Source organism: Pectobacterium odoriferum (assembly GCF_009931295.1).
Lineage (GTDB): Bacteria > Pseudomonadota > Gammaproteobacteria > Enterobacterales > Enterobacteriaceae > Pectobacterium > Pectobacterium odoriferum.
This window is the reverse complement of the sequence record NZ_CP034938.1, coordinates 2,325,360-2,346,978: the sequence shown is the minus strand read 5'-3', so window position 1 is coordinate 2,346,978 and position 21,619 is coordinate 2,325,360. Positions and strand designations below refer to the sequence as shown.

Annotated in this window: 20 protein-coding genes; 3 read left to right on the top strand and 17 right to left on the bottom strand. The window is 54.8% G+C overall.

Translation table 11 applies throughout. The annotated features are described in order from the left end of the window. Positions 1-35 precede the first annotated feature (35 nt). The gene (locus EO763_RS10440) at positions 36-4,913 is read right to left on the bottom strand and encodes an AvrE-family type 3 secretion system effector (protein WP_161528903.1); all 4,878 of its coding nucleotides are present in this window, start codon (positions 4,911-4,913) and stop codon (positions 36-38) included. A gap of 180 nt (positions 4,914-5,093) precedes the next feature. On the opposite strand from EO763_RS10440, the gene EO763_RS10435 reads away from it, so the two are divergent. Further along, positions 5,094-6,569: a pectate lyase gene (locus tag EO763_RS10435; RefSeq protein ID WP_161528902.1), complete on the top strand. Its 1,476-nt coding sequence runs from the start codon at positions 5,094-5,096 to the stop codon at positions 6,567-6,569. Between the two features lies 1 nt (position 6,570). After that, the gene (locus tag EO763_RS10430) at positions 6,571-6,894 is read left to right on the top strand and encodes a DNA-binding protein (protein WP_161528901.1); all 324 of its coding nucleotides are present in this window, start codon (positions 6,571-6,573) and stop codon (positions 6,892-6,894) included. A 133-nt stretch (positions 6,895-7,027) separates the two neighbouring features. On the opposite strand, the gene EO763_RS10425 is transcribed toward EO763_RS10430, so the two are convergent. From EO763_RS10425 to EO763_RS10370, 12 genes are all read right to left on the bottom strand, one after another. Continuing rightward, complete coding sequence (locus EO763_RS10425; protein ID WP_161528900.1) at positions 7,028-7,486, bottom strand: hypothetical protein; 459 nt, start codon at positions 7,484-7,486, stop codon at positions 7,028-7,030. Between the two features lie 389 nt (positions 7,487-7,875). Beyond that, positions 7,876-8,946 (bottom strand): type III secretion protein HrpN, encoded by a 1,071-nt coding sequence (locus EO763_RS10420; RefSeq protein ID WP_161528899.1) that lies wholly within the window; start codon positions 8,944-8,946, stop codon positions 7,876-7,878. Between the two features lie 144 nt (positions 8,947-9,090). Next, positions 9,091-9,438, bottom strand: a complete 348-nt coding sequence (locus EO763_RS10415; protein WP_161528898.1) for a type III secretion protein — start codon at positions 9,436-9,438, stop codon at positions 9,091-9,093. After that, complete coding sequence (gene hrpT, locus EO763_RS10410) at positions 9,431-9,622, bottom strand: HrpT family type III secretion system protein (protein ID WP_161528897.1); 192 nt, start codon at positions 9,620-9,622, stop codon at positions 9,431-9,433. The genes EO763_RS10415 and hrpT overlap by 8 nt, the downstream gene beginning before the upstream one ends. Positions 9,623-9,649: 27 nt before the next feature. Continuing rightward, entirely contained in the window at positions 9,650-11,719 is a 2,070-nt protein-coding gene (gene sctC, locus EO763_RS10405; protein ID WP_161528896.1) for a type III secretion system outer membrane ring subunit SctC, read from the bottom strand. Further along, positions 11,712-12,146, bottom strand: a complete 435-nt coding sequence (locus EO763_RS10400; protein ID WP_161528895.1) for a type III secretion system chaperone — start codon at positions 12,144-12,146, stop codon at positions 11,712-11,714. The genes sctC and EO763_RS10400 overlap by 8 nt, the downstream gene beginning before the upstream one ends. Continuing rightward, a complete protein-coding gene (locus tag EO763_RS10395; protein ID WP_009112566.1) occupies positions 12,133-12,357 on the bottom strand; it encodes a type III secretion protein HrpF in 225 nt (74 codons plus the stop codon). The genes EO763_RS10400 and EO763_RS10395 overlap by 14 nt, the downstream gene beginning before the upstream one ends. Before the next feature lie 143 nt (positions 12,358-12,500). After that, positions 12,501-13,100, bottom strand: a complete 600-nt coding sequence (gene sctL, locus EO763_RS10390) for a type III secretion system stator protein SctL (protein ID WP_161528894.1) — start codon at positions 13,098-13,100, stop codon at positions 12,501-12,503. 38 nt (positions 13,101-13,138) lie between these two features. Next, positions 13,139-13,771, bottom strand: a complete 633-nt coding sequence (locus EO763_RS10385) for a type III secretion protein (protein WP_161528893.1) — start codon at positions 13,769-13,771, stop codon at positions 13,139-13,141. After that, positions 13,768-14,535, bottom strand: coding sequence for a type III secretion system inner membrane ring lipoprotein SctJ (sctJ, locus tag EO763_RS10380; RefSeq protein ID WP_161528892.1), 768 nt, complete (start codon positions 14,533-14,535; stop codon positions 13,768-13,770). Before sctJ ends, EO763_RS10385 begins: the two co-directional genes overlap by 4 nt. 6 nt (positions 14,536-14,541) lie before the next feature. Continuing rightward, the gene (locus tag EO763_RS10375) at positions 14,542-14,913 is read right to left on the bottom strand and encodes an EscI/YscI/HrpB family type III secretion system inner rod protein (protein ID WP_161528891.1); all 372 of its coding nucleotides are present in this window, start codon (positions 14,911-14,913) and stop codon (positions 14,542-14,544) included. A gap of 67 nt (positions 14,914-14,980) precedes the next feature. Beyond that, positions 14,981-15,187: a type III secretion system major pilin HrpA gene (locus tag EO763_RS10370; RefSeq protein WP_009112561.1), complete on the bottom strand. Its 207-nt coding sequence runs from the start codon at positions 15,185-15,187 to the stop codon at positions 14,981-14,983. 343 nt (positions 15,188-15,530) lie between these two features. On the opposite strand from EO763_RS10370, the gene EO763_RS10365 reads away from it, so the two are divergent. After that, complete coding sequence (locus tag EO763_RS10365) at positions 15,531-17,111, top strand: EAL domain-containing protein (RefSeq protein ID WP_161528890.1); 1,581 nt, start codon at positions 15,531-15,533, stop codon at positions 17,109-17,111. 76 nt (positions 17,112-17,187) lie between these two features. Here EO763_RS10365 and EO763_RS10360 read toward each other — a convergent pair whose 3' ends face one another. The 4 genes from EO763_RS10360 to EO763_RS10345 form a co-directional block, all read right to left on the bottom strand. Further along, complete coding sequence (locus tag EO763_RS10360; protein WP_161528889.1) at positions 17,188-18,237, bottom strand: sigma 54-interacting transcriptional regulator; 1,050 nt, start codon at positions 18,235-18,237, stop codon at positions 17,188-17,190. A 359-nt stretch (positions 18,238-18,596) separates the two neighbouring features. Next, complete coding sequence (locus tag EO763_RS10355; RefSeq protein WP_161528888.1) at positions 18,597-19,238, bottom strand: response regulator transcription factor; 642 nt, start codon at positions 19,236-19,238, stop codon at positions 18,597-18,599. Positions 19,239-19,273: 35 nt separating this feature from the next. Then, positions 19,274-20,743 carry a PAS domain-containing sensor histidine kinase gene (locus EO763_RS10350; RefSeq protein WP_161528887.1) on the bottom strand — a complete coding sequence of 490 codons (1,470 nt, stop codon included), beginning with the start codon at positions 20,741-20,743 and terminating at the stop codon, positions 19,274-19,276. A gap of 241 nt (positions 20,744-20,984) precedes the next feature. Further along, positions 20,985-21,530 carry an RNA polymerase sigma factor gene (locus EO763_RS10345; RefSeq protein ID WP_161528886.1) on the bottom strand — a complete coding sequence of 182 codons (546 nt, stop codon included), beginning with the start codon at positions 21,528-21,530 and terminating at the stop codon, positions 20,985-20,987. Between the last annotated feature and the right edge of the window lie 89 nt (positions 21,531-21,619).

Genomic DNA, 21,619 nt, shown 5'->3' with positions numbered 1-21,619 from the left:
CCTGTTCTCCTGTAATCACCGCATGTTATTGACAATTAACCGTTAAGCTGTAGGCCTTCCTGCTGGAGCTGCTGCAACGCGTTAGCGGTAGCAGGATTGGCTTTGGCAATCTCGCCGCTCAGTTTGTAACTTTGCGGCACGGTTTGATCCTGTCCGTAGCTAAAGCTGACGTTGCCGAGCAGTTTATTCATACTGACGCCCGCGCTGCTTGACGCGTTGATGATGACCGCCGGGGTATTGAACCCTTCGCTCTTCTTCACCGCCTTCGAGACTTCAATGCTGGCGAGCCGCAAATTATTGCCGTCTTTGAACAGCGCGATGACGTCATCCTTACCGTGCGTCTTGTTCTGAATGCCCTTCTCGATCTTTTCCCGCACATCGTCTTTCAGTTCCAGCGAGACCGTCACCGAAGCTCTGTCGTTATCCTGCAAGCGGCTCACGATGTCCTTCAGCGCTGGGTTGTCCGCGATCAGTTGATTGATACGATCGGCATTGCTCGGCGGCATCGAAGAGAACAAATGGTTGCCGATGACCTGAAACAGCCCATTTTCCGTCAGTTTGCTGAGGTTGGTATAGGACGTCGTGTGTTTGACGCTATCCAGCGTAGCGCCGTCGCGCTGTGCAACATCCTGCCGCACATTCAGTTTTTGCAAATTCATCAATCCCTGATGCTGGTCGTCGGTTTTTGCCGTTTTATCCGCAAAATGTGTATTCAGGATGGCGAGCTGATCGTCCGGCTCAGCCATCTTTTTCACACCGTCGATTAAGAGCTGACTGGCAGGATCATTAAAGGCAGAGTTCAGCGTTTTAGTCAGCGCGTCGATATCCTTTTTCTCCAGCGGCTCGGCTTTCTTCATACCCAAACTAATCGACTGGTTAGTACGCGAGTCTGCCGCCACATTCACCCCGATGCTGGCCGAGGTGAAGAACGGGACGGTGCCATCAGGCGTGGTTCTGGCGGCTCCGGCGCTGAGCGTCGCGTTTGCCCCCACCGCAGCCTGATTCATGAAGCGCAGACGGTTGTCGGATTCCGTATAGGTGGTGGATTTCTCGCCTTGCGCAACGCTGGAGGAATGGGTGGCAGACAGCACATTGGCGCTCGCCGTCACGCCAACCGATCCGCGTAACGTGGCGCTGGTTGGAGCCGCGCCTTTTTCCGTCAGGTTGATGCCGCCGCGCAGTTCCAGCGCCGCATTGCCATCCAGATTGAAGCTGACCGTTTTACCTGCCTTCACGCTGTGCTGCTCCCCTTTATCCAGCAGAGCAAGCGGGTTGATGGTGCCGCTCGACAGGCCGTCAATAAATCCGGGTAGCTCTTCTTCACTGAGGGTAAAGTTCAGGGCGTTTTGCTGTGCGACTTGCAGGCTGGCGGATACGCCGAAGGAGGCACGGATATCCGGTGCAAAACTGTGTTTACTGTTAATGTCTTGCGTCATCTGCGCCGAGGTTTTTCCTGTCAGATACTGGCTGACGTCATACCCGCCGGAGTAACTCACTTTCCCGGTAATGCCGCCCGAACGCTCGAAAGCGACATTGATGCCGTTTTCACCGCGAGAAAAGCTCAGGTTGTAATTTCGTTCGCCGCTGACGCCGCCGCCCGGCGCCGGAGGGAAAGGTAATGGCGTACCGCTGACCACAAACGACATGGATGCTCCACCGCCATAGGTTCGGTTAAAGGCAATGCTTTCGTTGCTATCCAGCGACAGCACGGTCGACTTCATTTTATCGATCATGTCCGTCTGGCTGGTCGCCTGCATCACGGTTTTTGAGGTGACGCTGACGGCGTTCTCTTCTTTCCTGAACGCCTTCATAAAGGTTTTAACCGAATCGTAATCCGCCTCCAGCGATTTATGATTGGTGAACCCCATGTCGGTCATCTTCTTCACCGGGTTTTCGCCGTAATCTCCCTGCCGCAGCGCGTTAAGCTCTTTCATCATTGATGCCAGTGCCGCCTCACCCGGCGACGTGCCGGATAGCGTATCGATGCGATCGGTCAGCTTATGTAAGTCTCCCAGCACCAGGGTATCCAGCACCAGTCGCGTTTTCGCCAGTGACAGTGCATCGCTGGTATCCCGCTGCTGCCCAAACGCTTCGCTGTTCGGCTTTTGGGCTATTGGCGTTTTGCTGTCGACAAAGGCTTTGATCAGCGTACCAGCCGTACTCGTTTTCGATGACGGATGGCTTTCCATCGCCACCAACAGCACCGGGGCCAGATCTTTTTCTCTGCCATGCAGGCTGGCGGGTTTGCCTTCCGTGTTCATGACACCGTTATCGTTCACCACGCCCTGCTGTCTGCCGATGAGCAGCGCCGCCTTGGCCGAGCTGCTTTCCAGTTCGGTGTGGAACTGTTTTAACAGGTTCACCAGCGGTTTCCCTTTCTCCCCCAGATCCAGCTTGTCGATCTTCGTCGCCAGATCTGTCACCGTTCCCTGCGGTTGACTGGTCGTCGCATCCAGTTTTTTCAGTAATTCAGTCTGCATGTCATAAACAGGCTTCAGGCCTTCACGCCCGTTGAGCTGGTGCTGAACATGGTCGGCAAAGGTTTTTATCGGTCGCGGCATATCCAACGTGAACGAGACAATGTGGGCTCTGACCAGATCCGACAGCTTACTTTTAACCTGCTGCGACTCTTCACCCGTTTTACCCAAAACCTGAACATCGGCTTTAACCGTTACCCCGGTTAACGGTATCTTCATTCCCTTTGTCGCCACATCCAGTCGGCCAAACACCGTTTCTGCGTCACGAGGCTCTGCGGGTAACGGCGCATCCCCTTTTGGCACGGTTGTTTTCCACGCGTTCCCTTGCTGGGTGTGTAATTCATGGTCGTCATGCGCAATCTGCAAATGATGCTGTGCGTCCGTGCCCAACGAATTCACTTTGCCTTCTACCGGCGTCTTCACCGGCTGCCATTGTGCACTGTCGTGATTCGCCGCATTTTGCCAGTCGGTTTTCGCCAGTTGGAAAAGCTGCCCGTCTTTATTCAGGGCAAAGAGCGTCTGCTGGTGATCCAGCGCGATGTCTTGTATCTCACCGGCCAAGCCATTTTTGGGCAGCGCCAGCGGTGGCGCGGCGATCTTATCCGTTCCCGGCTTAATTTGGTGGAAATGCAGATCGCCCTGCTTATCGACGGCAATAAATTTATTACGGTTGATCACTGCCATCGCCGAGACGCCATCGTCCTTGTCGATGCCAGGGAGCACGGTGCCCGCTGACGGCGTCATACGCACCTGTGGCAGCGCAAACACGGTGTTGTCGCCGTGCGCAAACGTATCGGATTTCTGGTTAATGGACAGCGGCTTGATTTCACCGTCTTTCAGCGTATAAGCCTGATTGTCTAGGCCGCGCTTGAGCTGGCTGGCTTCAACGCTGGACGCCTCCCAGCTTTTGGTATTGCCGTTGTGAAAATGAACTTTGCCGTCCTGTAGCCCGATTTGCCCCAGTCGCCCCAAATCTAAGGTGTCTTTCGCCGCAGGCGCCGTCGTGGTCAGCCCCAGCTTATTACCCACCACCAGACTGTCGCTCAGGTTCCACCCCGGCGTTGGCGACAGCCCATTCTGCCCCAGAGGTGCGACGTGCTTTTGTCCCTGGCGATCGGTGGCGAGTGCCTGCGTCTGGCCATGTTCATCATGGGCAAATCCGGTAATACGATGGTCGTCGCCCAGCACTGCATTCAGTTCCGGCGTGCTGGCTGGGGTTAATGTGGCGTGCGGTTCACCCGCCTTTGGTAGCGGTGCGTGGTAAAATTTGCCGTCATTATCGGCAATCAGCAGGTGTTCTGCGGTTAACCCCACCGCTTTCGCAAACACGGGATCGCCATTTTCCAACTTAAGAGCCATCGGCTGCGGTGTGGCATCCAACGTGCTCATCAGATGCAACTGCGTGAGGTGATCCTGCTCGGTCAGCACGGCAGATTGCCCGTTCTGATTGGCAGAGAACGCCGTAATCTTATCGCTGAAGGTTGATGACGCCGTCCCCGACGACAGGTTGCTCAGCGTGTGGTCGTCTTTGACGGCATACAGTTGACCATCCCCCTGCCGGGATAACTGGCTGTGGGCGACATCGCTGCTTTGCTGCCAGACGCCAAACTCGGTATTCAACGCAAAGAGCTTGCCGTCATGAAGACGCAGTTGCTCACCCGCGCCTGACGCTGAAGCGGGCTGTCGGTGCACACCGGTCAGCAGCTCGTGGTTCATGCGCCCGGATAGCGGCACGCTCGTGGATTCGCCAGAGGTTGTTTTCAGAGCAATACGCTCCGGCGTGGACTCCAGCTGTACGTTATTCGCACTCAGTTTGCCCGCGGGCATCGCGCTACGGCCGCTGCTGTGAAGCGCAATATGCTGACTGTCATCGCTTTGAATCACGAACAGCCGCCCTGATTTGTCGGCGAGCGCGTGCTGCTGTGCATCCTGATTTTCATGATGAGCCACGAACGGCTGGCTATTCTTCCCGATGGTCTGTTGTAGCAGCGTGGTCAAGGCTTCCGGCAAGCCTTTGCCGAACTGAAGCTTACCGTGGCTGTTCAGCGTGATATCGGATTTCACAGCCGGAGCAGAACTGCCGCTTATTTTACTGTTCGCCGCTTCGGCAGAGGCAAAACGCGGTAGGCTATGGATCGGTCCGCCCGATGCCAGCGAATCACGCGGCGCGCGCGGTAAGCCCTGACTCACGCCTTCCGATGAGAAGAGCTCGCGCAGGGTGGTCGATCGCGAGTCCTGGCTCTTCACTGAACTGCCATTTCCCTGCTCCAGCTCGGGCGGTTTGTTTTTATCATGCAAACCTTGCTGAATCAGGGACTGCGCACCTTTCTGGCTCGCGCTGGTGCTAGCGCCCTGCGATAGCGATGTTTTCGCTAACGTGGCAGGTGCAATTTCCGACGTGGATAGACCGGGCTGAACATGCTGGATTTTCTGCATAACAGGTTCCAAGGATGATGAAGTGATCGTGTCGGTTAAGTGGTCATGTTCTCCTTTCGGTTCCCGACATCTTTCGCTTCCCTGCTCGGGAACCACATCACACCTTCCCTCACTTAATACGCAACAGACGTAAGCCTGTTACTGACTCATCACTATTCACTTCATTTTCAAGGAAATGTTATGGCTGATATGACGATTACGCTCAGCATACAACCCGGAGCAGGACTGTCATCGACAGGTCTTAATTCCCCACTTTCGGGCAGCAACAGCGGGGCTTCACCGCGTTCTGCGCAGCAGGATAGCCAACTTATGGAAGCGCTGGGCACATTGCTTAGCGCGCTCTTGCCTAATCCGCAGGGCAATACGCCCTCCTCAACCGATGGCAGCCCGCTGGGCCAGGGCGGTGCGGGCAACGGCGGCAGCTCGGCGTTAGGGCAAAACGGCAGCCCTGCCGATATGCTGATGAAACTGCTGGAAACGCTGATTCAGGGCAAAAATGGTCAGGAAGCGGGGAATCCACTCTCTTCCGGCTCGTCGGGTGCAGCAGGCGGCAACGGCGGTGCCTCACCGCTGGCGGGTTCATCCGGCACGGGTGGCGCAGGCGGTACACAAAATCCAGAAGATCTGAGCCGTTCTCTACTGCAAGATTCGGCAGGCAGCGCATTAGATAATGCGATTAGCCCAACGGCAGACGGCGGTGGTCAACTGAGCGGTAACGATCTGTTAAAAGCGCTGCTGGAATTGATCGGCAATCTGATGGATTCACAGAAAGGTGAATTCGGTCAGCCGCAAGAAAAAGGACAATCACAAGGTGGCGGTTCGCCGTCTGTGGGTGCACCGCAGGCTTCATCCGGCGGTGGCTCGCCTGCCGCACCGTCTGCACCCTCTGCTGGCGGTGGTGGATCCCCTGCTGCACCATCAGCGCCGTCTTCACCCGTTGGTGGTAGCGGCGGCGGCGCGTCTGCTCCACTAACAGCCGCCCCAACCGGCGTTGATGGCGGTTCAGCGACATCCCCCACGACGTCAACAGCAGGTGCTGGCCCAGTTGCATTCCCAAAGGCCAGCGGTGATGCCACCGTGGTAAATGACACCATCAAAGTCGGCCCTGGCGAAGTCTTTGACGGCGGTGGTAAAACCTTTACCGCAGGCAGCAAGTTAGGCGACGGCGGCCAGGCTGAAGGCCAGAAGCCGGTATTTGAACTGGCTCCGGGCGCAACGCTGAAAAACGTGGTGTTTGGTGATAATGCAGCGGATGGCGTACACGTGCGCGGCGATGCCAAAATTGATAACGTGCATTGGACCAACGTGGGTGAAGATGCGCTGACGGTGAAATCCAATACAGGTAAGCCTGCCAACGTTGAAATCACCAACAGTAGCGCTCAGGGCGCTTCCGATAAGATTTTCCAGTTGAACGCGGATGCCAACCTGACCATCGATAATTTCAAAGCGAAAGATTTCGGTACGTTTGTCCGCACCAACGGCGGACAACAAGGTAACTGGAACTTGAACCTGAGCAACATTGACGCAGAAAACGGCAAGTTCTCGTTCGTGAAAAGCGACAGTGAAGGGTTGAACGTCAAAGGCAGTAACATCAACCTGACGAACGTCAATAATCACTACAAAGTGCCGGATTCCGCCAACTTACAGGTGAAGTAAGATGCCAAACACGATAACCTCTCCCGCACCGACACGCTGGGCGGATATCGCCAGACAAGGCGGATACATTACGCCGGCGCAACGTGAATCGTTCACGCAGGCGATCCATTTAGTGAGAACACAGTTGAACACGGTACTCAGCCAGTCAGGATCGCTGCGACGGGGTGAGTTCGAGTTCGATACCTTTGTGGACTCGCTGGAGCAGGATTTCCTGCATCAGGCCGACATCCATACGAAGAACGGGCTACATAGCGACGTGGCACAGACCTCGTTCTGGGTCGCCCGCCTGATCGCCGATCGTTTTATTGCGGTGCGTCAACTGTAATACGTGCGCCATACCGCACCGGGGAAAAGCCAGCTAGGGAAACCTGTGCTGGCTTTATTGCTTACTGTCTATAAAAAAGAAGATGACCATTCCTGATACTATTTTTCTTGTTCTTCCGGCGTCACCAGATCATTTAGTATTGTGGGTAACGCGTTTCCCAATTTTTCTTGAAGTGATTTTCATTCACGCCAAATGCCTGCTTTATGAAGGCCATACATTTATAGAAATCATCGAAGGTATAATATTCGTCACCCTTTACATGTGCAGCGAAAACCTCGGAGTCAGAGTCTTCCAGATATTGCTTTTCAATATCGCAAACATTTAGGTTATAGAGCCAGAAAACATTGTTTCTATCAGGAACGTAGCCTAATGCTTTTACCTCTGGGTACATCTCTTCCAGCGTCAGCATTCCCTTTTCCAGAAAACCCATTTCTCTTTCGAACATCTCCTCAGGGAAATAAGCTCTGGGTCTGATGATAATAAAACGTGAATCCTTACCGCCATTGATATCCATTTCACAGTAGGAACCGTCTCTAACATCCCCTCTAAAACCGTAGGGGTATGGGTTATAAGGGGTGATTTTCTCGGTCATTACTTACGTCCTTACTGTGCCCAGTATCGTGATTGCCGACGGTAGCAGGCATAACCCACGATTGCATTTCTTATGAGCCCAATGATTAAAAGCCAGGTGAGTGGTTTCAGTCTGGCTAAAGACAACACATTGAGAGCTATGGGCTTACTCAACAAGGGGCTGGTTTGACGAGGCGAAATAAAATAATGAAAACGTTCCATGTGGTTCCCTGACGCAAGTCCCGTTAAGAAAAAGTCGCGCGTAAAGGATAGCAAGCGAAGTGAAAACGCCATAATGCAAAGAAAGAACTAAAACGAAGCAAGCTGATTGAATTGATTTAAATTGAAATAATCACATTAGAGCGAATGACAAGGAGCAGTGCTTTCGCCCTGCTCCTGATGGTGTTTCGTTTAATCAGCGAGCTTCTTCAACCCCATATTGACGATACGGTCGCCAATCATCGCCGCATCAATGCCCAGAGACGCGCCGCCGTTGCCACGAGCGTGCAGGTTAGTGTTGCCGGTATCACCCGCTACCGCGCTCTTGATCATGCCAACCGCCTTCATGAATTTATCCATGCTGCCCTTGGTCATGCCGTCGTCATCCGGCTTGCTCAGCGCTTTAGCCCAGGATTTATCCTCCTGTTTCGCCGTCTGCCAGTTGTCTTTCTGGTATTCTGCCTTGCCGAAAATTTCAGGATATTGATCCATAAACTGACCAATTTCTTTCGCCACCTTACGGTCTTTGTCATCGACGAAATAACGCGTCGGGCTGTCATTGTGCGTGCTGATGTTGTTCAACTCCTGCAAACCGGCTTTTTGCCCGACGCTCATCCCCAGTGTGCTACCCAGCTGATTAAACGCACCCGCACCGCTCAAGTCTTGCAGACCGTTATTGCCCAGTTGCAGCGGTGACGTTTGCCCTTTCGTCTGGCTCAGGCCATTGCCCAGAATTGCGGACAGCGCATCGTTAACGCCTTGGGTATAGGCAGAAATTTCTGGCGACGACGGCTGTTTGTTGCCGAAAAGCCCCCCCTGCTGCTGCGACATCCCGCCGCCCAGTAGATCTTCCAGCGCGCTAAACAGCAGGCTGCCCATCATGGCCGATGGATTCATGGCATTCATACCGGCACCCAGCGCGCCGCCCAAGCCACCGCCGAGCGCACTGCCCAACCCGCTGCCAAGGCTGCTACCGAGACCGCCCCCCAGACCACCGCCCAGTAGACCACCACCGAGTCCGCCCAGACTGCTACCCAAACCGCCAAGGCCACCGCTCATGCCGCCGCCCATCATGCTGCCCATGAACATCATGGTCGTCATGATATCGGACAGCTGTTCTGCGATGTTGCTACGCTGGCCACCAAACGCCGACTGCGACGGCGATCCGCCATTTTGTGAAGACTGAGATGGAAATAAACCGCCGTTACCGCCCGCTTTGATCGTGATTTGCAGAGAAGCTCCGCCACCAAGAGAATTAAGCATAATGTTTCCTCAATGAGTAAATGGGTTATGAAAGCGCCAATGATATGCGGTCAGCCCGCGTGATTGTGACACTCCCCCATTAAGTGATTTCCTTGCGTACTCAGTTCCCGTCTTATGCACGAAAACGCATGATTTTTTCACGGTTCAGCGCGGCGGCAGACCGGCCAAACGCCACAGTTCATCGATTGCCGCCACTGAATCAGTCAATGTGGATAATGCCCGACGTAACCGCAGATGTTGCTGTTCATCCAGTCTCAGGCTAATGGCAAACAGCGCGTCAGCCTCCAGAAAGCGGCGTTGTAAAATTTGCCGCAGCATTCCGGGGTAATGTCGAGCGGGAGCCAGCGTTAAGGTGAGCGTCGCCTGCCGTGCCGACACGACCGTAAACCACAGCGTGACGCCCGGCTGTACCGTCCAACAAGCGGCCGGCGCCGTTTCCAGCGCCGTGAGAAAGTCATGCTGATTGTCGAATTTCGCCACGGGTTCACTCATCCACGCTGACCCTGCTGTAATCCGCCGGGCCGCTACGCAAATCGGGCTGCCACCAGATGATTAATTGCCGTGTTTCCGACTGCGGACGACAGGTCACCGAGGCACAGTTGGCGACCTGCCGCGGGGCAGTGCAGGCACTCAGCAGGAGTACTATCAGCGCGACGGACAGTGCTTTATGATTCATGACAATTTCCTGTTTTAATTGAGATCGCTACCGAGATATCAGCAGGTTACGTCGGGCTGGCTGGGGCGTCAGCGCGGGCTGCAACGCCAGGAAAACCTCGCTGGATTCTCCCGGTGCCAGTGTGGTTTTCGGCCACACGGCCACCGCTAACGTGCGGCTACTGGCACAGGCGGCTTCATCAAAACGCTGCGGCTGTGTGCCGCCGTTACGCACGACACCAACGCTCAGGCGTACCTGACCGTTGCCGTACCACTGATAGCGCGAACTGTCGTAGATCAGGCCCGACTGCGAGCGGCACACCTCTCCCAATCGCGCACCGTTGCTGTCGGTCTGAAATCCGGCGGGAAGCTGGCGGCTGGCAAGATCGCGAAATGCGCCTTCAATCAGGCTATAGAGATCCGTTTTACCGTTGCGCTGTGCGACGCGGTTCATCGCACCGTTCAACTGCTGGCGATTGGCGGAGGAAACATAGCGCGTGGGATCGGTTTGATCGCCGACCAGATGCGGCGTCAGAATAAACAGGCGCTCACGGCGCGAGACTTCATGACGCGTCGAGGTAAACAGTTGTCCCAGCAGCGGGATATCTCCGAGGATCGGAATGCGACGATCGCGGTCACCGCTTTCTTCAACGTGAAAACCGCCCAGCACCAGCGCACGGTTCTCACCAATCAGCGCCTGCGTGCTGACGGTACCGCGTTTCACACCGGAGGCCTCACCTTCACGCCCCGTCTCCACCTGACCATCTTCGATGTCGATAACCAGTTGGATGCTGCGCTGCGCGCCTTCGCCGATCACGCGCGGTGTCACTTGCAAGCTGGTCCCCGCCGTTACAGGCTGAATGTCCGCGACGCGCTCGCCCGTGGCCGTAATGAACGCCGTCCGGCTGAAATCGACAATCGCGGGCTGATTTTCCAGCGTCAGCACGGAAGGATTGGCGACGATGGAGGCCGTTCCTTCCCCCTCCAGCGCCTGAATATCGGCGAAGAAGCGTTTGAAATCGCTGACAAACAGGGTGCTCCGCCCCATCATCATGGTGCTGCCCGCGCTCACATTGCCGAGCTGAGCCTGCCAGTTCGCCTCCAGCCGCGACAGGGCGGTCCGATCCACATCCAGAATAATGGCATCAATGTTGACCAAATTTTGCGGTACATCGATATGCTCGACGAGCTGCTGATACTCCGCTCGGCGTTTTTCATCATCCCGAATCAGCAGCGCGTTATTACGCACATCGGCGGAAATCTTGCCGCTCAGCGTCACACGGCCTGATGCCTCACCGTTGCGACCTGGGTTGTTACGCGTTGCCAGCCGGGTCATCAGCGAACGCGTACTGTCCCGCATCGCTTCCATGCCAGTATCCGGCTGCACGGGCATCGGGCCGGATGCGCCCGCCGGTGCCGCACGCTGACCATCCATCAACTCATTGAGAATGGTCGCGACGCCGGGAATCGTGACCTTCTGATCGCGATATTGCAGCGTACGGTCGGATACCGAGGCATAGCGCAACGGAAAAATCATCACCTTGCGCCGTTCGTCCTGCTTTTCCCGCTGCTGGCTGAAATTACGGATCAGATCGATATACGCCTGCGGGCCGGTGACCAGCACCACACCCTCTTCTGGCAATTCCCCCCAGCCGAAGCGCGCATCGAGCAGCCCGATACCACTGAGCGCCTGTTTGATATCGGGGGCGGCATCGGGGGAGATTTCCAGCCGCACCGACGCCTGTTCGTCCTGCGGGCTGACATAGAGCGCATTGTTATACACGAACCACTGAAAACGATGCTCCAGCGCCAGCCTGTCGAGAAACAGCGCGGGATTATCCGCCCGAATTTTCGCCGTAACCTCATTGTCCGCAATATTGCCCAGTACCAAATCCACACCGTGGCTGTTGGCAAAATCCGTCAAAATTGCAGATAGCGGCGTTTGCTCGGCAGAATAGGCATACGCGCCCTTATTCCAGTCGGGTGGCGTGGCGGCGTGCGCCAGCGAAATGATCCCGTTCACTGGGATAATCCCCATCAGCACCACCGCCCAGCAAAACCAGCGATAGACCGCCAGCAACGTGCTATACGATCGATGACGTATCAATCCCTTACGCATGTCGTTCTCCTTGCAAAAAAGCGAGCGTGTTCAGATTCAGTGGCGCGGAAACGGGTGCTTTCGCACGCGGTGTGAGCAGGCTCAGCCAGACATCCCGTTGATTAAGTAAGGTTTCCAGGCTGCGGCACAGTTGCATAACATCATCGGCATCGGGCCGCATCCAGAGCCAGAGCTGCTCATCCTGCGGTGAAAGCGACAGTATGGCGGTGTCATCCTGAAACTGGGCGTGGGCGGCGTCAGCCAGCTGTAATGCGCGCGCCAGCATCAGCTCATCTGGCAACGCGCGCAGCGGAATGGCCGCGCTACACGCCACGCCCGACGACTGCCGCACAAGTGCCACCGCGCCACCGTCAATGTCCAACTGTAGCGTCGGCGTCCCGCCGTTTAGCCAACGCTCCAGCATCGCGGCCAACTCAGTTGAAGTCATTGATGATGGCCTTTGCCAAGCCGTGTTTCACGCTCAACAGTTGCCCGACCGCCCAACTGGCGTTGGAATAATCCATACTGGCTTCAAAAAAGGCATAACTGTCTGCCTGACTGGCTCCGCCTTCGGCAACATTCAGTGCAATATCATCCAGTTGCTGCTGCGAATCGACCAAGTGCGCGTCAAGGCGACGCTGAATGGGGTTAAGGGACATAGCAGGCTCTCCTATAAGGTTTTTTCCTCACAAACGGTTTGGGCCGTTGACCTGACGTTTTGGCCGTTACCTAAACGTCATGTCATTGACTCAATAGTGAGTGGTTAACCCCGGCGTGCAGTTCCCATTAGCAGGCAGTGATTTCACATCGCGGCGGGATACTCAGGAGGAATGAGCTGCGCCGTCGCCTGCCGCCAGCTCAGCGACATCACGCCATGCGCCGTAATCAGCTTCATGGCATCGCTATCCAGCGCCTCATCGCTGGCGAGACGCCACTCCAGATGCGCATGTGCATCCAGCCAGTGCTGCACGTCGGCAAGCTGGGCGGGATGGCAGTACAGCGTTCCCCGGCTCTCTCCCTGCTGTTGCTTCAGCAGTTGGCGCAATAAAGCGTGATGACGCGACGGCGCAGGCGTTTTATCCAGCAAATGCGCCAACGCATCGCGCAGCAGCTGTCCGGCTTGCGTAATCATGATTTTTTCCAGATCCATCCGCTCTTGCTGAACACCCTGTAATAGCGCATTCGCCTGCTGCCAGAATTCTGCTTCTGCGTGTTCTACCGCCTGCTCACAGAGCGTTCGGGCACGGTCGTGCGCTTGCGCCACAATCGTCTCGGCCTGCGCATTGGCTTCTTCCCAGAGTGTCCAACTGCGCCGATGCGCTGCGATGCGCTCCGCCGGAATAATCACCGTTTCATCCCGACTCGCGCCGGGTAATGTCGCAAACGTCTTCGTTGTCAGCATTACGTCGTCCTTAGCAAAATGAATAGAAATGAGGAAGGTTATGTGGGTGTCGATGCCTTCCAGATCAGGGCATCGCACAGCGCATTCAGCCGTGCGGCGGGCAATGATACCGTCGGGGTATCACAATGATGTTCCCAGTCACGGGGCCAATCGCGAGGAAAAAGCAGCCGCAGACGCGGCCAGCACGTTTCACCATAGCGAAGGCGCAGCAGCATCAGCGCATCCTGATAACCCGCAGCGGGGGGCGCCAACGATGATGGAACAGAAAAGGTGATTGATGGCGGTAGCCATAAGCCCGGCCGCAGCGCCTTTGCCAGCCGCTCGCACCATATGCCCTCCGCGTCCGAGCGTTCCAGGTGACGTACGGGCTGACACACCCGTGCCATCAGGCGCAGTACCGTTTCCCGCTGCGCCGTATCCAGCGTCCCTATTTGCATCAATGAGGCAAGCGGATCCGGCAGCAGCACTGACGGCAGAGAAAAATGGCGATGAAGCTGCACGGCGTTTACATGCAGCCAGTCGCGACGCTGCGGCGAATCAGGCAATCTCACCTTCCCGTGCCACCAACTGGGATCGGCCTGTAACAAGCAGCCCTCAGCCCACCAGATCAGCCAAGCAAGCGGTGTGATGTCACCCGATTCGCCCCCCTGCTTTTGCGCTTGTGTGGTCATGGTGACGATGCTTCCCCCGCTTTTTTCTGCTGCCACTGCCGCAGGTAAGGTGCGCCAATGCGCCAGCCTAATAGCCCGGCCAATAGCAGACCGAACAGCCCCGCACTCCACTGCCAGCGCCGCATCTCATCCGGCGTGAGCGTAAACGGCCCCAGCGTGACCACGGGGATCGTGTCCTGATACGGTTCCGCCGGAACAAAGACGATCGCCAGCTCTTTATCATCCTTGCCAGACAGGCCGGGGATGCTGCTGGCAACCATACGACGGATACGTTGCTCCATCCCATCAGGCTCCAGTTCGGCACGGTATTTGATAAACACCGCCGCCGAGGCTGGCTGAACGGGCTCGCCGGGGGCGATACGCTCGGGCAGCACCACATGCACCCGCGCTACCAGCACGCCGTCGATCTGCGCTAGCGTCGCCTCCACTTCCTGCGACAGGGCGTAGATATAGCGGGCGCGCTCTTCCAGCGGCGTCGAGATCACACCACTTTTCTGAAAGACCTCGCCCAGATTGGTACGCGATTGCTTCGGTAAACCCGCCGCATTAAGAATATTGACGGCACGTTCCATGTTTTTCGCATCGATCACCAGCGTGACGCCGGTTTTGTCCACCCGTTTCTCCGCGCCGATCTGATAGCGGCCAAGCATCGAAATCGCCTCGTTGGCATCGTTCTCCGACAGCCCGCGATTCAGCTCAATCGGTTCGCCGCAGCCAGTCAATAGCCCGATCAGCAGAAGAAACACTCGCTTATCGATTTTCATAGGCCGCTACTGTAAGTTGGTGAGTTTTTCCAGACTTTGCACACTTTTCGCCACCAGTTTGGCGCTCAGCAGACTTTCCAGATAGAACGAGGACAGCGTTCGGGTCGCATCCAGCACATCTTTAGGATTATTGGAGCGCATCGACTGGCTCACATCGCGTTCAGCGGATTTAAAAACGCCGTTCAGTCCCTGAGATTTTTCCGCCAGCGCGCCCAGCCACTGACTGTTGCCGCTTTCTGCCGTCATCGGTGTCGACGACAGCGCTGCGCTAAACCAGGACACATCCTGATGGGTGGCGGAAGAGGAAAAAGACGTGCCGTTGTCCGCCAGCGGAGCATCCCCCGGCTGGGGCAGCGTAGTAGCGTGGTTGATTTTCATGGTGTGGATTCCATCGCGGACGGGATAAAATAAAGCCGGAGCAAAGCTCCGGCTCGTTACATCACGATCAGAACTGGATGGCTTTCGCCGCTTTCTGCCCGGAGTTCAGTGATTTGGACGCGGAATCCATCTGACCATCCAGAATGGAGTTTTCCGTATCCAGCGCAATTTTCTGTGCCTGAGCGCCCGCAGCACGCGTCAAAGAACCCGCCATCGCGGTATCCAGAGTCTGAGAAGCCGCCTGAGATGCAACCTGAGAAAGTCCTAAAGCCATGATATATCTCCAAATATAATGAATGTTTACGGTAGTGAACTGTCATGCTGTACATACAGTCATCTTGTTCATTCATTAAGTGGGAGAGCGGGTCAGTGAGTTCCAACGGAAAGGAAATTCTTTCTGTAATGCCATTCGAGAGGAAGAACTAGCCTAGTTTTATCTGTGTTTCCGGCCGTTAGTTATCATAGATTTCTTTTAAAATAATAAAAAACGTTATTACCTACCAAAAGTCCGTACGTTGTTTCTGATTTGCAGGAACGTTTTTATGCTGTGCAACTGGCAAGGATGCGATATTTGAACCCATGCCGTACTATTCTCGTCACGCTGCCAAATGGTCGCTATGCTCACCTTAACTACCAACACCGGATTGTGGTTCAGACTTGTTTTGATTTCGTTTGCCAGTGCATTGCTGGCTCTATTTATTGGCCAGGGAATTTTAGCCAGGCTGGAACAAACACAGCTGCAACACTATAGTCAGGAAGTGCTCAATCAGGGAATCGCTGTCGCGAATGAAGGCCGGGAAACCATCGATCGGGTGCTGATGCTGAATAACGCCCCTTGCTCCAGCGCGGACCTGAAAGAATTACGCCTGATCTCCTTTTACTCCGTTTATCTACGCGATATCGGGCGTATTAAGGACAACTATCTCATCTGCTCCGCAGGCTGGGGCATTCTCAACCCACCGATTTATCTGCTGCCGCCGAACCTAACGACGCCCGAGGGCGTACAGCTGTGGACTGCAATGAAAGACGTGGTTGATCCACGCATTACCGCAGATATCGCGAGCCTCAATGATGTCGTCACCATCACCGCCGCCGCCGCATTTCGCCGTTTCGTTCAGCCGCCAGCCGAACATAGCGCGATGCTGCTCACGCGTAATCTGGATCATGTCTATCAGACCTTTGGCAACATCGACCTACCGGCATTCAAACAAACGCAGCAACAGCATAACGCGTGGCTAAGCATGGGAAAACGCCAGACGTTTTTCTGCGCGCCAAACCGGAATATCTGCGTGCTGGCTCAGTTGGATTCCGCCGGAGTTTTATACCAGCCGTGGTATGTCATTGCCTCCCTGTTCTTTGTCGGTGCGCTCATCGGTGTCAGTTTTACCCTGTCCTACCAGCTCTATGACGATCGACACCATGCTTTGCCATCACAGCTAAAACGCGCGATCAAACATCAGCAATTTCAGGTACATTACCAACCGCTGATCAGCCTGCCACAGCGTGCCATTATTGGCGTAGAGGCGTTGGCACGTTGGAAAAACGAGCGCGGCGATAATGTCTCGCCAGAATTTTTCATCAGCATTGCAGAAAAAATGGGCTACTCAGACGAGCTAACCCGCATCATTACACGTCAGGCACTACGTGACATGCAGCCGTACCTCACGCAGGAAACGCCGTTTCTTCTCAGCATTAACCTGTCCGTCTCCGACATTGTTTCGCCCGATTACCATCACTTCCTACAGCAAATGTGTGACGAACTGGGGATAGACAGAACACGTATTATGTTGGAACTCACCGAGCGGTCGAGTACATCCCATAAGACGCTGGCAGACGGCCTTGAGGCCTTGCGACATTCGGGCTATAAGGTCGCGCTTGATGATTTCGGCACGGGCTATTCCAACCTCGATTATCTGAGCCACTTACCGTTCGATATGATTAAGATCGACAAGATTTTTGTCGGCGCCATCGGCACCGATTCGGTTAATGCTGCCATGGCCGACCTGTTATTCACCCTCATCAAAAAATTGGACGTCCCGGTGATCATTGAAGGGGTGGAAACGCGCGAGCAAGCCGCCTACATCCTGCAACAGTGCCCGTCGGCGATTATGCAAGGATGGTATTTCAGTAAGGCGGTGGCATTGCACGATTTACCGGACATCCGTCACTATCTGTGTCCGCCGATAGAAGCGGTGTAGACAGAAACGATGTAAATAGAAACGGTGTAACCTGAAGGCAGGCCTCTCCCCAAAACAGGCCTGCCATCTTCAGCCCTCATGCCTGACAGGCTTCCCCGCCCCCTGCGCACATTTCTCGCGCCGTCACGTTCAGCACTTTCAGGCGGTGATAAAGCGTCCGCTTGGGGATCCCCAGCTCCACAATCACATCGTCAATGCAGTGGTCGTGGCGGCGCAGCGCATCCTGAATCAGGAACTTTTCAATCCGCTTTAAGCGGTCTTTCAGTTGCAAAGGACGCGGGTGCAGCAGCGGCTGAATTTCAGCCAAAGGCGACAGCCCCAGCGCCCAGCGATCTGCCGCCGCTTTCAGTTCGCGAATATTGCCTGGCCAGTTGTGCGTCAATAGCTGTTCGTCAATGTCCGCCGTCATCGGCGGCAGCGTCATTTTCAGGCGTACCGCCGCTTCCTGACTAAAACGCTGAAACAGCGGCAGAATAAGATCGCTGCGGGAACGCAGCGTCGGCAGTTGAATCTTTACCGTATCCAGACGGAAATAGAGATCGCGGCGAAACAGCCCTTTTTCCACCAGTTGCAGCAGCGGCGTTTGCGTCGCCACAATCACGCGCATATCAACAGGCGTGAACTGGGTGCTTCCCAGTCGTTTTACACCACGGCTTTCCAACACGCGCAGCATCTTGGCTTGCAGCGTCATGGGCATACTGTCGATCTCATCCAGAAACAGAATTCCCTTGTCCGCACTTTCCAGATAGCCGGCGCGGGAACGGTTTGCGCCGGTATAAGCCCCTGAGACCACGCCAAACAGCTCGCTTTCGGCCAGATTTTCCGGCACGGCGGCGCAGTTCACCGCCACCAGCGGGCCGCTGCATCGAGAAAGTTGATGAATGCGGTTCGCCAGCGTGTCTTTGCCCGTACCGGTTTCACCTTCCAGCACGATGTCGACATTGAGGGGAGCAATAACATTGATAATTGGCGACAGCGATGAGTGAATATCATCAGCCGCGTGTATGGAAGATCCCGACGGCGGTGGGGAATATTCTAATGATGGCTTTTCTCGTGATAAATGGCCTAATGATGAATCATCTAATAATGAATAGCGCGGTCTGTCCTGACGGTAATGATTATTCATTAACTACTCCTGGAGCCCGAATGGGCTAACTTGCTGCTTTCCATAACGTGGGGCGTACCACCGCGTTTCTCCGCGTAGCGCACACCGATTCATCACCGGTGGAACGATGATAAGCATTACCGCCATTGAATAATGAAACCATCAGGCATCGCTGAACATCAGGTAGGAATTCCAAAGGAATTTGTAGGGAAATACCTACAAAAAAAGACCAACATAAGCAAAAACAGTCCGTTACCCTCCTAAACAATTAGCAGGAAAACGAAAAAATGTCGTAAGAAAAGCGTAAGCTTCAGCAAAAGGGATTCATCAACTGTTGAATCCCTTTTATCTGTTATTTTTCACACAGCGTATTCCCGCTATTAGGGAATGAGCTTCTTGCTAACGACGTATTTAACGATTTCCACATTGGTACTGAACTGCATTTTTTCCATCAGACGTGCCTTGTGGGTGCTGACCGTTTTGTTGCTGATGGCCAACTCATTGGCGATGGCGTTGATACCCATCCCCTGCGCAAACATAATCATGATTTGGTGCTCTCTGGCCGTCAGGACATCGTGCTCGGCTCTGCCGCTTTCCGCGTAGTTGGAAAACACCAGTTGCTCGGCAATGGTGTGGTCGATATAGCGAGCACCCTGTGCGACACGCCGAATGGCCGCCAGCAGCGCCTCTGGGTCTTTATCTTTAGTAATGTAGCCTCTGGCGCCGCTTTTCAGGGCATGCTGCGCAATTTGCACTTCGCTATACATGCTGAGCACCAGAATCGGCAGGCGCGGATATTGCGCGACCACGCGAGAAATCAGCGCTTCACCGCTGATACCGGGCATCGACATGTCCAGCAGTAGTAAATCGGGTGCCACACTGCGCAACTGCGCCAACACCTGAGCACCATTTCCCGCTTCGGCGACAACGCTCAGCGAGTCATCCAGCGCAAAGATCTGCTTGAGCCCTTCACGCATGATGACGTGATCGTCTGCGATCATTAAACGTATTAGTTTGCCCATCGCTCATTTCTTCCTTTGTTATTCTTGTTCCGCGATTAACGGAGATAGCCATTTTTAGGAAACGTTAACTGCACCTGCGTGCCTTTGCCGAGTGCACTTTCAATGATGACCTCACCTCCCAGCATGCGCCCTCGCTCTTTCATGCTCATGAGTCCAAAGGCGTTCTTATTCTTTGCACGAGAATCAAATCCTTTACCGTTATCCTCAATGCACAGCACGACGCAGTCCGGCTGATTCTCCAGTGTAATGAGCACCTGTGTGGCGGCGGCGTAACGCGCCACGTTAGTCAACGATTCCTGCGCGACGCGAAAGGCCGCCGTGGTGCTTTCGTCATTAAGCGCCAACGTTTCCCCCTGCGTTCGCAACAGGCAGGTTGCGCTGTAGTGCCGATTAAATTCGTCACGCAGCCATTCCAACGCAGGCGTGAGTCCCATGTTCAAGACATTCGGCCTGAGTCGGGTCGAAACGTTGCGCACCACCTGGATCGTTTGGTCCGCCAGTTGCATCAGCTTTTGCAAATGCGCCTGCATCTCTGGGTTTTCCTTGGCAAAACACATACGCATGAGCGACAGGCTCATGCGGATCGTGGTCAGGTGCTGCCCCAGCTCATCGTGAATCTCCTGTGCGATATGCTTACGCTCTTCCTCGCGTGAAATCTCACGCTGGCGCGCCAGCAAACGCAGTTGCATATGTGAATCGGCCAGCTTCTTTTCCGCATAGCGAATGGCCGTAATGTCCCGTCCTACGCTCAGAATGGAGACCAGCGCACCATGCTGATCGAATTCAGGCACGCAGCGAATATGGTGAATATGGTGATGACGCTGCTCACCTCTCCCCAGCTCTTCCATGACTTCGCCTTCCGCACTGCTGCGGGTATCGACAACCAGCCGCACCAGCTGTTCCATGCGGATCGCACAGCCCACACCGGGCATCAGTTCCGTAATCATACGACCCCGAAGTTGCTCTATGGTGAAATCCAGATGTTTCAGACTAGCGGGGTTGGCGTACAGACAATTCAGGTTGGGATCAAAGCGAATAATCAAATCCGGCGTGTTCTCAACCAGCGCGCGAAACTCCTGCTCCCGTGCGTAGGCCAGCTGTTCAATATGTTTACGTTCCCTGATATCTCTGACTACACACATGTTGTAGCTACGTCCTCTGTGTTGGAAATGCGTGAGATTGACCTCGACCGGAATAGTCATGCCATTGCGGGTAAGATGCCTGGTTTCAAACGTGGTGCCGACGCCCGATGCGTACGCCTGAAACCAGTCGGGCGAGCTATGCTCAGCGACCCAGTCGGGATCGATATCGGCAACGCTCAAATGCATGAATTCCGTAATGCTGTAGCCCAGCGTCTGGCTGGCTGCTTCATTGACGTAACAAAAACGCTGATCTTCATTGACGATATAAATCGCGTCCTTGATGCGGCCAAATGCAAAATCCACCAGTTCAAGCTCGGGGGCTTTGGTTTTCTCATCGGAACGAAAAGGTTGGGTGAACATCATTGCCATCTCCTTATTTGAATTAAGACTGTTGTGCAGCCACCCGTCGTGCAGGTAGCGCAATATGGCGTCTCAACATTCCAGAAGATGGACAGGGAACCCTGCAACGGCATCAATGCGACCTGATATCACGGCGTGCGACAACAAACTAAGCGGCAACCGCCATCATTAAATAAAGCGGTCACCACCTCAGTCAGTGAAAAACGGCGGGTGCAGGCACGTCCTTTCGTCCCGTGAAATGCCGTCAGGATTCTACGGCCTGACGAATCACACTTCGGGCACGAGACAGCCGTGACCGCACCGTACCGATCGGAATATCTAACTGCAGCGCGAGATCCTGATAGCTGGCATCGGTATCCAGCAATTGCATCAGCATCTGGCGGGTATCCTCAGGCAATGAGACGATGGCATCCATCGCGCGTTTCAATGCCCGCTGACTTTCGGTAATAGCGCCGGGATCGAGCTCTATCGCAATATGTTCCAGCATCTCATCCCCCATTTCCTGAGCGCGCTGGCGTGCCTGCTTGAAATAATTGCGAACCAGATTGAGGGCAATACCGAATACCCACGTCTCAGGCCGCGATGCTCCCGCAAATTTATCCTGATGTTTGAGCACTTCCAGATAGGTCATTTGCTGTAAATCCTCAACGTCGTCACGGTTGCTGACACGCTTGCGGATAAAGTTATGCAATTTCTTTCCGTGTTGACGAAACACCTGTTCCCAATCGACAGATAACGCTGGGTAAAGCGAAGGGGTCTGTTCGATGTGTTTCTGGGTAGACATTTCCATTTGCTGACTCTCCGTTGTTGTGCCCCATTGGCAAAAACGGAAGAGCAAGCCTTGTGCCAGCTCGAAATAATTCTTATCACACTGATTTT

Excerpts from the sequence above, each read along its gene's own strand:
- EO763_RS10440 (WP_161528903.1), bottom strand. The coding sequence starts at position 4,913 with ATGCAGAAAATCCAGCATGTTCAGCCCGGTCTATCCACGTCGGAAATT.
- EO763_RS10435 (WP_161528902.1), top strand. The coding sequence starts at position 5,094 with ATGGCTGATATGACGATTACGCTCAGCATACAACCCGGAGCAGGACTG.
- EO763_RS10430 (WP_161528901.1), top strand. The coding sequence starts at position 6,571 with ATGCCAAACACGATAACCTCTCCCGCACCGACACGCTGGGCGGATATC.
- EO763_RS10425 (WP_161528900.1), bottom strand. The coding sequence starts at position 7,486 with ATGACCGAGAAAATCACCCCTTATAACCCATACCCCTACGGTTTTAGA.
- EO763_RS10420 (WP_161528899.1), bottom strand. The coding sequence starts at position 8,946 with ATGCTTAATTCTCTTGGTGGCGGAGCTTCTCTGCAAATCACGATCAAA.
- EO763_RS10415 (WP_161528898.1), bottom strand. The coding sequence starts at position 9,438 with ATGAGTGAACCCGTGGCGAAATTCGACAATCAGCATGACTTTCTCACG.
- hrpT (WP_161528897.1), bottom strand. The coding sequence starts at position 9,622 with ATGAATCATAAAGCACTGTCCGTCGCGCTGATAGTACTCCTGCTGAGT.
- sctC (WP_161528896.1), bottom strand. The coding sequence starts at position 11,719 with ATGCGTAAGGGATTGATACGTCATCGATCGTATAGCACGTTGCTGGCG.
- EO763_RS10400 (WP_161528895.1), bottom strand. The coding sequence starts at position 12,146 with ATGACTTCAACTGAGTTGGCCGCGATGCTGGAGCGTTGGCTAAACGGC.
- EO763_RS10395 (WP_009112566.1), bottom strand. The coding sequence starts at position 12,357 with ATGTCCCTTAACCCCATTCAGCGTCGCCTTGACGCGCACTTGGTCGAT.
- sctL (WP_161528894.1), bottom strand. The coding sequence starts at position 13,100 with ATGCTGACAACGAAGACGTTTGCGACATTACCCGGCGCGAGTCGGGAT.
- EO763_RS10385 (WP_161528893.1), bottom strand. The coding sequence starts at position 13,771 with ATGACCACACAAGCGCAAAAGCAGGGGGGCGAATCGGGTGACATCACA.
- sctJ (WP_161528892.1), bottom strand. The coding sequence starts at position 14,535 with ATGAAAATCGATAAGCGAGTGTTTCTTCTGCTGATCGGGCTATTGACT.
- EO763_RS10375 (WP_161528891.1), bottom strand. The coding sequence starts at position 14,913 with ATGAAAATCAACCACGCTACTACGCTGCCCCAGCCGGGGGATGCTCCG.
- EO763_RS10370 (WP_009112561.1), bottom strand. The coding sequence starts at position 15,187 with ATGGCTTTAGGACTTTCTCAGGTTGCATCTCAGGCGGCTTCTCAGACT.
- EO763_RS10365 (WP_161528890.1), top strand. The coding sequence starts at position 15,531 with ATGCTCACCTTAACTACCAACACCGGATTGTGGTTCAGACTTGTTTTG.
- EO763_RS10360 (WP_161528889.1), bottom strand. The coding sequence starts at position 18,237 with ATGAATAATCATTACCGTCAGGACAGACCGCGCTATTCATTATTAGAT.
- EO763_RS10355 (WP_161528888.1), bottom strand. The coding sequence starts at position 19,238 with ATGGGCAAACTAATACGTTTAATGATCGCAGACGATCACGTCATCATG.
- EO763_RS10350 (WP_161528887.1), bottom strand. The coding sequence starts at position 20,743 with ATGATGTTCACCCAACCTTTTCGTTCCGATGAGAAAACCAAAGCCCCC.
- EO763_RS10345 (WP_161528886.1), bottom strand. The coding sequence starts at position 21,530 with ATGGAAATGTCTACCCAGAAACACATCGAACAGACCCCTTCGCTTTAC.